The sequence below is a fragment of the Streptomyces graminilatus genome (assembly GCF_001418565.1).
In the GTDB taxonomy this organism is placed as follows: domain Bacteria; phylum Actinomycetota; class Actinomycetes; order Streptomycetales; family Streptomycetaceae; genus Streptomyces; species Streptomyces graminilatus.
Genome location: NZ_LIQQ01000371.1, coordinates 1 through 10,755, shown reverse-complemented (window position 1 = coordinate 10,755; position 10,755 = coordinate 1). Strand labels below are relative to the sequence as shown.

8 protein-coding genes are annotated in these 10,755 nt (G+C 71.6%); 4 read left to right on the top strand and 4 right to left on the bottom strand.

The window, feature by feature from the left end:
- Window positions 1-141: 141 nt before the first annotated feature.
- Together AOK08_RS29225 and AOK08_RS29220 are read left to right on the top strand one after the other, a co-directional pair.
- Complete coding sequence (locus AOK08_RS29225; RefSeq protein ID WP_055531605.1) at window positions 142-741, top strand: CGNR zinc finger domain-containing protein; 600 nt, start codon at window positions 142-144, stop codon at window positions 739-741.
- Between the two features lie 64 nt (window positions 742-805).
- The gene (locus AOK08_RS29220) at window positions 806-1,303 is read left to right on the top strand and encodes a hypothetical protein (RefSeq protein WP_055531603.1); all 498 of its coding nucleotides are present in this window, start codon (window positions 806-808) and stop codon (window positions 1,301-1,303) included.
- Window positions 1,304-1,429: 126 nt separating this feature from the next.
- Here the strand turns inward: AOK08_RS29220 and AOK08_RS29215 are convergent, their stop codons facing one another.
- Complete coding sequence (locus AOK08_RS29215) at window positions 1,430-3,409, bottom strand: N-acetylmuramoyl-L-alanine amidase (protein ID WP_055531601.1); 1,980 nt, start codon at window positions 3,407-3,409, stop codon at window positions 1,430-1,432.
- A gap of 275 nt (window positions 3,410-3,684) precedes the next feature.
- Window positions 3,685-4,824, bottom strand: a complete 1,140-nt coding sequence (locus AOK08_RS29210) for an aminoglycoside phosphotransferase family protein (RefSeq protein WP_055531599.1) — start codon at window positions 4,822-4,824, stop codon at window positions 3,685-3,687.
- 233 nt (window positions 4,825-5,057) lie between these two features.
- Here AOK08_RS29210 and AOK08_RS29205 point away from each other — a divergent pair, with 233 nt between their 5' ends.
- A complete protein-coding gene (locus tag AOK08_RS29205) occupies window positions 5,058-6,557 on the top strand; it encodes a DNA-binding protein NsdB (protein ID WP_055531597.1) in 1,500 nt (499 codons plus the stop codon).
- 43 nt (window positions 6,558-6,600) lie between these two features.
- Here AOK08_RS29205 and AOK08_RS29200 read toward each other — a convergent pair whose 3' ends face one another.
- Window positions 6,601-8,040 carry a PP2C family protein-serine/threonine phosphatase gene (locus tag AOK08_RS29200; protein ID WP_055531595.1) on the bottom strand — a complete coding sequence of 480 codons (1,440 nt, stop codon included), beginning with the start codon at window positions 8,038-8,040 and terminating at the stop codon, window positions 6,601-6,603.
- A 485-nt stretch (window positions 8,041-8,525) separates the two neighbouring features.
- Here AOK08_RS29200 and AOK08_RS29195 point away from each other — a divergent pair, with 485 nt between their 5' ends.
- Entirely contained in the window at window positions 8,526-8,969 is a 444-nt protein-coding gene (locus tag AOK08_RS29195; protein WP_055531593.1) for an SsgA family sporulation/cell division regulator, read from the top strand.
- A 27-nt stretch (window positions 8,970-8,996) separates the two neighbouring features.
- Here the strand turns inward: AOK08_RS29195 and AOK08_RS29190 are convergent, their stop codons facing one another.
- The gene (locus tag AOK08_RS29190) at window positions 8,997-10,622 is read right to left on the bottom strand and encodes an alpha/beta hydrolase (protein WP_055531591.1); all 1,626 of its coding nucleotides are present in this window, start codon (window positions 10,620-10,622) and stop codon (window positions 8,997-8,999) included.
- Window positions 10,623-10,755 lie beyond the last annotated feature (133 nt).

The window sequence follows — 10,755 nt, the reverse complement described above, 5'->3', positions numbered from 1 at the left end:
CCCGTCCGGCGTTTGAGGACGAGGCCGTTCAGGCCGACAAGCGGGGGTCTGGGGGCGGAGCCCCCAGGGATGGGACGGGAAGGGGCGGCGGGGGCGAGGAAACTTGGGCTAATGAGTGTGGCGAGGTTTAGCATTAGGGCCATGCGGGATCCGATCACCGGCGATACACGGCTCGCCCTCGACCTCGCCCTCACCGTCCGCCACGACGGCGCCGGCGGCATCACGGATGACCTCCACGACACCACCGGCCTCACCACCTGGGTGCGCGCCCACCACGACACCCTCCCCGACACGGACGGCTTCGTCGCCGACGAGGCCACCCTGAACGCCGTACGGGAACTGCGGACCGCCGTGCGGACCCTCTTCGCCCGCGCGGTGCGGCCCGGGGAACCCAGCGCGGCGGACGCGGCACGGCTGCTGCCCTTGACAGAGGCCCTGCGGCGGCTCAACGCGGCCGCCGCCCGTACCCCCACCGTCCCCGTGCTCCACTGGGCCGACGACGCCGAACCCGTCGTACGCCACCAGGGCGTACCCGGCGAGGGCGAGATCGTGTCCGTGCTCGCGCGGGCCGCCGTCGCGTTTCTCGCCGGCGCGGACCGGGAACGGCTCCGGGCCTGCCACGCGCCCCGCTGCGTGCGCTACTTCCTCAAGGAGCATCCACGCCAGGAATGGTGCGGACCCGCCTGCGGGAACCGGGCCCGCGTCGCCCGCCACCACGAGCGGCACAAGCGGGCGGGCTGACCGCGGGCGTGCGCGGACGGCGCCCGCGGGACCAGAGGTTCGGGCGGACACGTACCATGGCTGTATGTCGTTCCTCCGCCGCCGCAGCGCCACTCCCGCCGGCCCAGACTTCGATGTTCTGGCCATGGATCCGGGTGACTGGCCAGGCAATCTCGGCGCGGGCCTGCTGCCCGCCCCCGACGGCAGTTGCCAGGGCGTGTTCCTGCGCTACGACCTGTTCGGCGGCCGTGGCCCCGCGATGGTCATCGGCAACCTGCCCGAGGGCTCACCGGCCCGTGACGTCGCCGTCGACGAGGTCCCGTTCGAGGTGGCCCAGCTCCTGCTGGCCCTGGAGAACGAGGAGGAGGTCACCGTCGTCGGCACCGAGGACGTCCCGGTGATGCAGGGCGACAACCTCCTCATCGTGCGCCGCCTCAAGCTGTCCGAGAGCCGCATCGCGTGCGTGCAGTTCGATCGCAGCGACAATGTCCTGGTGACCATCGCCGCGTGGGACCGTCCGATCACGGACGATCTGTACGCGCTGCTGAAGCCGTTGCCCGCGGAGCTCTTCCAGACGGTCTGAGCCAGACGGTCTGAGCGCTTGGCCGGTTTCGCGTGCGCGGGTTCGCTGTGGCATGTCGCGCCCACGCGGCGGAGCCGCACATCGGGCTCGGCCCCGCGCCCCTGAAGCGGGGCGCGGGAACCCGGCTCAGGAAGTCGTAAGCCGCACATCGTCCGCCCGGACGAACGCCACCCGGTGTCCGAACTGGATCTCGTAGTACTGATCCTTGCCGACCACCACCCGGTGCGACGACGTGTCGAACTTGACCGCGTAGTAGTACTCGCCGGGGACCTTCTCCCCGGCCACGTACTGCTGGCCGGCGGGCAGCTTGTACGGCAGCGGGGAGACCGCCTGGACGGGCACGCCCGCCGGATAGGCCGAGGCCTCCGGGTACGCCCTGCCGTACACCGGGATCTCCGTCAGACCGTCCCTCGGTGTCACCAGCGCGCCGGTGGCGTTCACCGCGGTCGGGTTCGCGGCCGGGTTCTGGAACCAGGCCTTCTGACCCAGGAACCAGATCGCCGTCCAGTCACCCCTGCGCTCCGCGACCGCGTACTGCTGGCCGGTGGAGGCCCGTGCCCCGACGTCATTGACGTTGATCGTGGAGGTGCCGTCCGGCGGGTTGGTCCCGATGTCCTTGACCAGCGCCGACGCGGTGTCCGGCTGCGAGTACAGCCGCACCTCGCTCGAACCGTGGGCCGCGCAGGCCTGGCCGGAGGAGACACAGCCCGTGTACGTCGGCCGGTTCGACGCGTAGTCCGGCCGGATCGTTACCACACCGCTGTCGGCCCGGACACCAGCCGCACGCTCGAAGGGGCTGCCCAGCAGCTCGAAGTAGTGCCGCCAGTCCCAGTACGGGCCCGGGTCGGTGTGCATACCGGAGACCGCCGACGTGGTCGGACCGGGCACCGTGTCATGGCCGAGAATGTGCTGCCGGTCCAGTGGAATGCCGTACTCCGCCGCCAGATACTGCACCAGCCGGGCCGACGCCCGGTACATCGCCTCCGTGTACCAGGCGTCCGGATTCGCCAGGAACCCCTCGTGCTCCAGCCCGATCGACTTGGCGTTGACGTACCAGTTGCCCGCGTGCCAGGCCACGTCCTTCGCCTTCACATGCTGCGCGATGTGCCCGTCCGTCGAGCGCAGCGTGTAGTTCCAGGACACGTACGTCGGGTCCTGGACCATGGTCAGTACGCCGTTCCAGGCGCCCTCGGTGTCATGGACGACGATGTACCGGATGTCCTGGCCGGCCGGCCGGTCGCCCAGATCGTGGTTGCCGTAGTCGCCCTGGCCGAACTCCTCGTACGGTGCGGGAATCCACTCGCAGGACACCGCCGCCGGGCACTCGGTGCCCACCGCTGACGCCTTCCGCAGCCCGGTGCGCCTCAACTGGGCGGTATCGGGGGCGAGTTCGGGATGCGCGGCGAGAGCGACGAGCTGTCCCTCGTCGGTCGTGCGCTCCTCGCCGGTGCGCAGTACGTCGTACACGTCATCGGCGTACGCCGCCGCCGTCCTGGTGTCGTCGGCGCCGGAGAAGCGGGCCACCGCGCCGTACCAGTCGGCCGGGTCGGCGCTCAGCGGCTCGGCCAGGTCCCGCTGGGCGGCGGCCAACAGGGCGGCGCCACCGGCCACGTTGGCGGCGGGGTCGGTGCGGAGCTGCCGCGCGGGCAGCCCGGTCAGCTCGGCGGCCCTCGTCAACGTCCGCAGCCGGGGCGGGAGTTCGGTCTCCTTCGGCACCTCGGTGGTGGGGTGCAGGGGCGGCCGGGCGCTGTCGCCGCGCGCGTCCTCCGCGCCCTCGCTGTGGTGCGGGGCGCCTCCGAGGGCGGTACGGGCGTCCGTGAGGTGCATCGGGCCGTAGCCGCCGGTGACGCTGGGCGCCCCGGCGTGCGTGTCCCAGCGGGACTGGAGGTAGGAGACGGCGAGCAGCAGGCTCTGCGGTACGTGGTACTCGTGGGCCGCCGTGGCGAAGGCGCGCTGGAGCCGGGTGGCCGAGGCGCCGCTGTCGGCGGGGGCCGCGCCGAGCAGGGGCAGCAGCAGGGCCGCCGAGGCGAGCGCACCGGCGGCTCGGCGCAGGCGTTTGTGCCCGGGATCGGTGGGACGCAAGGGGTCGGTCGCGGTTCCTCGCAAGGCGGCCTCCAGAGGCGGACGGGCATTGGCGCGGCGGGCGGGACCGGAACACACCTCCGTGGCACCGGCTGCCCGACGATCCGTCAATCATGCCCAGAGACCCAAGATCTCCCACGTCAATTGGGGTTACCGGAAGTTTCGTGGCGGCCTGTCCAGGCCAGATCAGGTCAGGTGAGGGTGAGGTCATGAAGGCCGGGCCCGGGCGCGGCGAAGGCCCGCGATGCGCCTCTGTCCAGGCGCATCGCGGGCCCCCGTCTCCCGTCACTCGTCTCCCGTCAGCGGGTGCCGACCGCCGCGCGCACGGCCCTTCGGGCCAACTGGCAGTCGTCGTGCAGCCGCCTCAGCAGCAGTCGCTGCTCCTCGCCCGAGGGCGCGGCACCGGGCTGGGCCGGACCCGGGACCGCCGGGGTCGGCTCGTGCATCGAACGCTGCACGGCCAGTTCGTACGTACGGATCTCGCGCGTCAGTACGAGCATCAGGTTCACCAGGAAGGCGTCCCGCGCCGCCGGTCCCGCCGCCTGCGCGAGCTGGCTGATCTGGCGCCTGGCCACCGGCGCGTCACCGAGGACCGCCCACAGCGTGGCCAGGTCGTACCCCGGCAGATACCAGCCCGCGTGCTCCCAGTCCACCAGCACTGGACCGGCCGGTGAGAGGAGGATGTTGGACAGGAGAGCGTCGCCGTGGCAGAACTGGCCCATCCCCTGGCGGCCCGCCGAGTGCGCGATGCCGTGCACGAGCTTCTGGAGATCGCCCATGTCCCGGTCGGTGAGCAGTCCCAGCTCGTGGTACCGGGAGATACGTGCCGCGTAGTCCAGCGGGGCGTCGAACGTGCCCGCCGGCGGACGCCAGGAGTTGAGCCGGCAGATCGCGCCGAGCGCCGCCCTGATGTCCGCACGCGGCGGGGCGTCGGCCGGATGCCGTTGGAGGGCCGCCGCCCGGCCCGGCATCCGCTCGATGACCAGGGTGCAGTTGTCCGGGTCCGCGGCGATCAGACGGGGTACCCGCACCGGCGGGCGGTGCCGTACGAACGAGCGGTATGAGGCTATTTCGTGCCGGATGCGTTCGGCCCACGCCGGTGAGTGGTCCAGTAAACACTTCGCGACGGCCGTGCTGCGCCCTGTCGTCCCGACCAGGAGTACGGAGCGTCCGCTGCGGCGCAGCACCTGCACCGGGGTGAACTCCGGGCAGATCCGGTGCACCGACGCGATGGCCGTGCGCAGTTGCGCGCCCTGGGGCCCGGAGAGGTCGAGTCTGCCGCTGACCGGCTGGGTGCCGATCCCGGGCAGTCGGCGCGCCCGGCCGGCACCGAGTACGGGAGCCCCCGGGCGTGCGGGGTCGAGGTAGGGGCCGCTGCCACCGGGGCGGGGGTGCGGCAGCCGTGGAGGGGCGGACACGGAGGACGATGCTGCGTACATGGGAGAAACAGATCCCTTCGTGTGCCGGCGACGGTCGTGCGCTACCCGGCCCGGCCTCCCAGGCGCACCCTGGGGAGTGTCCCTCGGTGACCGGGTCGGGGTGGCGCATTCCTACCTGACACCCGTCGGCCCGTGGCACACCATCTGGCGAACCCTGGCGAACCCTGGCGAATAGTCGCTCAGCAACTGACAGACGGTTACTGTCAACTCAGCCGAGAACCTGGGGGCTTGATGTGAGCGGACAACCCAACACTCGTCTGACGGACCTGTTCGGCCTGGCCGGCTGGTCGAAGGGCGAACTCGCGAGGCTGGTCAACCGGCAGGCGGCGGCCATGGGCCACCCCCAGTTGGCGACCGACACCTCACGGGTGCGGCGGTGGATCGACACGGGGGAGATCCCGCGAGATCCGGTGCCGCGTGTACTGGCTGCCCTGTTCACCGAGCGTCTCGGCCGTGTCGTGACCATAGAGGACTTAGGTCTGGTCCGGCACGGGCGTGCGGGGAAACGGCCGGGCGCCGGGAGTGCGGAAGCTCCCGACGGCGTGCCGTGGACGCCCGATCGGACTGCCGCGGTCCTCACCGAATTCACGGGAATGGACCTCATGCTCAACCGACGCGGCTTGGTGGGTGCGGGCGTCGCGCTCACCGCAGGCTCGGCACTCAGCGGTGCCATGCACGACTGGTTGCACACCGACCCGACTCTCTCCGCCGACGCACCCGCTCTCGACGATCCCCTGCACGCCGATCCCGCCGGTTTCGACCGGTACGAGGCCGCCCCCATCGGGTGGCAGGAGATCGAGGAACTGGAGACCGCGGTCGAGGTGTTCCGGAAGTGGGACGCCGCCCGTGGCGGCGGACTCCAGCGCAAGGCGGTGGTGGGTCAGCTCAACGAGGTGGGCGGCATGCTCGCCTACCGGCATCCCGATCCCATCCAGCAGCGCCTGTGGGGCGTCGCCGCCAACCTCGCCGTCCTCGCGGGCTGGATGTCGCACGACGTCGGCCTCGAACCCACGGCCCAGAAGTACTTCGTCATCGCCGCGCACGCGGCCCGGGAGGGCGGCGACCGGCCGCGCGCCGGGGAGGCGCTCTCCAGGGCGGCCCGCCAGATGGTGCACCTGGGGCGGCCCGACGACGCGCTCGACCTCATGAAGCTCGCCAACTCCGGCTCGGGCGAGGAGACCCTGCCCCGCACCAGGGCCATGCTGTGCACCGTCGAGGCCTGGGCGCAGGCGTCGATGGGTCACGGTCAGGCGATGCGCCGCACCCTGGGGCAGGCGGAGGACCTCTTCGTCTCCGACAAGTCCGACGTCCCGCCGCCGAGCTGGATGCAGATGTTCAACGCGGAGGACCTGTACGGCATGCAGGCGCTGGCCTACCGGACCCTGGCCGAGCACGAACCGGCCGCGGCGGTCCAGGCGCAGTACTACGCCCAGAGGGCCCTGGAACTGAGGGTCGACGACCGTCAGCAGCGGTCGAAGATCTTCGACTTCCTGTCCATGGCGTCCGCCTGCTTCATCGCGGACGACCCCGAACAGGCCGCCGGATACGCGCGGTTGGCCCTGGTGTCGATGGGCTCGAACTCGTCCCACCGCACCTGGGACCGGCTGCGTCAGATGTACCGGCTCACCGCCCAGTACTCCAGCTATCCGAAGATCAGCGAACTCCGCGAGGAGATCAAACTGTCGCTGCCGAAGCAGGTGAAGAGGGGCGGCGGCACCAACAGGCGGGTATAGCCCCCGGCTGTGGGTGCTGTGGGTGCTGCGGGGACTACGGGCGTTAGGGGGCCACCTTGGCGATCAGTACGCAGGCGTCGTCCTCGCGCTCGGTCTCGCCGAACTCCTCGACCACCACCCGTACGCAGTCCTGGGCGGTCCGGGCCTCGCCGAAGCGCGGGGCCAGTTCGAGCAGGCGGTGTGCGGCGGCGGTGCCCTCCCGGCGGCCGGGCACCAGCCCGTCGGTGTGCAGGAGGAGCACATCGCCGGGTTCGAGCGTCTCCTCGGCCTGTCCGTAGACGGCGCCCGAGGTCGCGCCGAGCAGGACGCCGTCCGGTGGGTTCAGTACGCGCCCCGTCCCGTCGCGGAACAGCAGCGGGGCGGGGTGTCCTGCCTGGGACCAGGTGAGAGTACGGGACCCGGGCCGGTAGCGGCAGCAGACCGCGCTGCCCAGGGCCGGCTGGACGGCCGCGTCGAGTAACTGGTTGAGCCAGGTCATGAGTTGACCTGGCCGGGTGCCCGCGACGGCCATGCCGCGCAGCGCGCCCAGCAGCATCGCCATGCCCGAGGTCACGGTCACCCCGTGGCCGGTGAGGTCGCCGACGCTCAACAGGGTGTCGCCGTCGGACAGTTCGAGTGCGTCGTACCAGTCGCCGCCGATCAGCGCGCTCGTCGAGGACGGGAGATAGCGGGCGGCCAGGTCCAGGGCCTGCGGTCCCTGGTGCGGGAACCGCAGCGAGCCGCGCCACGGCGGGAGTACGGCCTCCTGCAACTCGACCGCGAGCCGGCGCTCGGACTGTGCGTGGTGCCGGTGACGCTGGAGAGAGTCATGGGTCTCGCTCACCGTCCGCTGGCTGCGGCGCAGTTCGCTGACATCCCGCAGCACGGCCCACATCGAGGCGGTGCTGCCGTCGGCGTCGAGCATGGGCTCGCCCATCATGTGCACGGTCCGTACGTCGCCGTCGGGCCGCAGGATGCGGAACTCGCCGTCGATGGGCTTGGCGTCGATGAGGCAGTCCGTGACCATCGCGGTGAGCCTCGGCCGGTCCTCGTCGAGGACCAGGGAAGGCAGCTCGTCGAGGGTGAGCGGGTCCGCGTCGGGGTCCCGGCCGAGGATCTGGAACAGCTCGCCGGACCAACTGGCCTTGTCGGTGAGGAGGTTCCACTCCGCGCTGCCGACCCGGCTGAGGAGCGAGTCGTGCCGGGGAGCGGTCGGCACGACCCGGGCGGTGGCGGCCGGGTCGGCGGCGGGAGCCTCGGGGAGGTGCCGCGGGCCGTCCCGCAACTGGGCCAGATGCTCGTCGAGGTCGCTGAGTTGATGCAGCGCCAGGTCGTACAGGGCGCGCTGCCAGCGTCCCTGCGGGTCCGAGCCGTCGTCGGAGGTGTCCCGTCGTACGGCGTCCACGTCGCCCTTGAGCTGCCGGGTCTGGGTGATGAGCGCCTCGACCGAGCCGCGCGGGGGCGGCTGGGCGGCTGGACGGTCCGCGGAGAGATGGGGCGGCATGACGCACTCCGATGAAGGGACGGTTCGACCAAGGCTGACGGAAGGACCGGTTACGACTGTTGCACAGCCTGCGACGCCCTGTAAGGGATTTGGCAACACACGAGACGGTGGTGCTTCTGGCATATGCCAGTGTCTTCTTGGACGGTTTTCCTGATGTGGAAACGGTACGCGTTCGCTGAGGCAAGTCGTAGACGCGGTACGTGACTTGATGGAGCGACAGGACTGAGGGCCCATTCATTCACGCTCGTGTTCGACGGTCATTTGTGCGATGCGTGTAGATGTGCTTCCGGGGTGCATCGTCAGGTTGTCCCCGAATCGCCCGACAGATCGTGATCCTCACGGAAAACAAAGAGACCCAGTGATGCAGATCACATTAATAGCCATGGATTCCGTGTAATCGCAGAGGCCGTTTCGGGGTCGTAACACCACGTCGGCACAACGCGTCGGCACCGCCATTGTCGGCCCGAACGGGAGCGGAGACTGCCATGGACGTCACCCTCGAACAGCCCGCGCGCGCATGCCTGATCACCTCGGAGGAGCAGGAACTCCCCGTCCGCGCCACACTCCGCTACGCCTCGACGGATCCGCTGGCCGTGCACATCGACTTCCCGGCCGAGGCCGCCCTCGACGGCGAGGGGGTGAGCTGGACCTTCGCCCGGAGCCTGCTGGAGGAAGGGGTCCGGCGGCCGGCCGGGAGCGGTGACGTCCACATCTGGCCGTGCGGTCCCGCGCACACGGTCCTGGAACTCCACTCGCCGCACGGCCTGGCCCTGCTCCAGTTCGGCACCCCGGCCCTGCGCCGGTTCCTGCTCCGTACGTTCGCCGTCGTGGCGGCGGGCAAGGAGGACCTCGGCGACGCCGTCGACCGCGGCCTGTCGGAGCTTCTCGGCGCCCCTTCGGCGGGGAGGGGCGAGGACGGGGAGCGGTGAGGCCCGGGCACCGGGAGCGCGCGGGCCTCAGCCGGTGTCGTCCGGGGCGCAGGAACTGCCGTCGGCCGGGAGGGAGCCGTCCAGCAGGAACGCGTCGACCGTCCGGTGCACGCACTTCGAGGACCCGTACCCGGTGTGGCCCTCACCCCTGTTGTCGAGGACGACGGCCGACGAACCCAGCCGCTTCGCCGTCTCCGTGGTCCAGCGGTACGGCGTGGCCGGGTCGCCGCGCGTGCCCACCAGGAGCATCTTCGGCGTGGCCACGTCCCGTACCCGCGTCCGGATGAAATCCGTACCCTTCGGACGGCCGTAGCAGGTCAGGACCTCGGTGAGGCGGTGGCGGCCGAACACCGGGGAGGCCTTCTCGTACGCGGCGCGCAGGGCGCCGAGTTCCCTGGTGATCCGGGCCGCGCCGGGCCGGTCGGGGTCGTCCGCGCAGTTGACCGCCATCAGGGCGGCTGGGAAGTTGTCGAGGGGCACGTCCGCCTCGTCGACGAGCCCGCCGTCGGAGTCCGGGGAGGGGGACTGACCGGTGGGGCTCTGGCTCACGAGGGCCCGCCTGGGCAGGGCGGGGACGGCGGCGCCCGAGCCGCCGAACGCCATGACCCCGCGTACGTCCCCGGCATCGACCAGCGAGGCGAGGGCCCGCTCCAGGGGCGGCCACATCAGCCTGCTGTAGAGCCCCTGGCCGATGGCGCCCACCAGGTCCTGGCCCGAGAAGTGGCCGTCGTGGCCGGTCGGCACCGGGTCCTGGTCGAGCGAGGCGACCAGGTCGACGACCCGGCGGCGGGCGGTGCGGGCGTCCGTCCCGAACGGGCAGGCGATGTCCGTCACGCACCAGTCGAGGAAGCCCTCCAGCGCGGTCTGCTGCGCGGCGGCGCCCGCGAGGCCCTGCTCGGTGAGCGACTCGGTGAGGGTGTCGACGCCGTCCAGGACGAACCGGCCCACCTTCTTGGGGAACTGGGCCGCGTACACCGCGCCCAGGCGCGTCCCGTACGAGAATCCGAGGTAGTTGAGCTTCTTGTCGCCGAGGGCCTGGCGCATCACATCGAGATCGCGGGAGGCGTCGACGGTGCCCATGTGGCGCAGGACGGGCCCGGAGTGGCGCACACAGGCCTGGGCGGCCCTGCGTAGTTGTTCGAGGACGGCACGCGGATCCTTCCCGGCTCCGCCGCCACCGGTCACATCCGTGTCGGCATCCGCGTCCATGCCCTCGCCGCAGCTCACCGGGGATGACCTGCCCACGCCGCGCGGGTCGAAGGCGACTACGTCGTGGTCGTTCGTCAGGCCCATGAAGTCCTTGCCGTCCTGGGCGAGTTGGCTGACGCCCGCGTCGCCGGGCCCGCCGAAGTTCAGCAGCACGGATCCCCTGGACGGTCCGGTCGACCGGTAGCGGGCCATCGCCAGGTCGAGCGTGTCGCCGCCGGGCCTGGCGTAGTCGAGCGGGACGGTGACCTTGCCGCACTGGAGGTCGCCCGTGGACATGCCGTCCGTCGCCGCTTCGGCGGGGCAGGCCGACCATCTGATCCGCTGCTGGTAGAAGCGGGCCAGGCCGGGGTTGTCGTCCGCCGTGGCCACCGTCGGCGCACCCGTCCCCAGCAGGGCGAGGGCGGCGGCCGAGGCGAGCGCGCGGCGTCGGTGCGCGGACCGCATGACTGCCTCCAGGGGCGGGCCCGGCTGTGGACCGGAACGGCGCCCCCGAACACGATAAGCGGGCCTCCGGGGCCTCGCCTCCCGGCGGACGGCCCCGCGCGCGGGACGGTCACGCCCCCGCCGCCCTTTCCCG

Coding starts and splice junctions, on each gene's coding strand:
- AOK08_RS29225 (WP_055531605.1), top strand. CDS start 142: ATGCGGGATCCGATCACCGGCGATACACGGCTCGCCCTCGACCTCGCC.
- AOK08_RS29220 (WP_055531603.1), top strand. CDS start 806: ATGTCGTTCCTCCGCCGCCGCAGCGCCACTCCCGCCGGCCCAGACTTC.
- AOK08_RS29210 (WP_055531599.1), bottom strand. CDS start 4,824: ATGTACGCAGCATCGTCCTCCGTGTCCGCCCCTCCACGGCTGCCGCAC.
- AOK08_RS29200 (WP_055531595.1), bottom strand. CDS start 8,040: ATGCCGCCCCATCTCTCCGCGGACCGTCCAGCCGCCCAGCCGCCCCCG.
- AOK08_RS29195 (WP_055531593.1), top strand. CDS start 8,526: ATGGACGTCACCCTCGAACAGCCCGCGCGCGCATGCCTGATCACCTCG.
- AOK08_RS29190 (WP_055531591.1), bottom strand. CDS start 10,622: ATGCGGTCCGCGCACCGACGCCGCGCGCTCGCCTCGGCCGCCGCCCTC.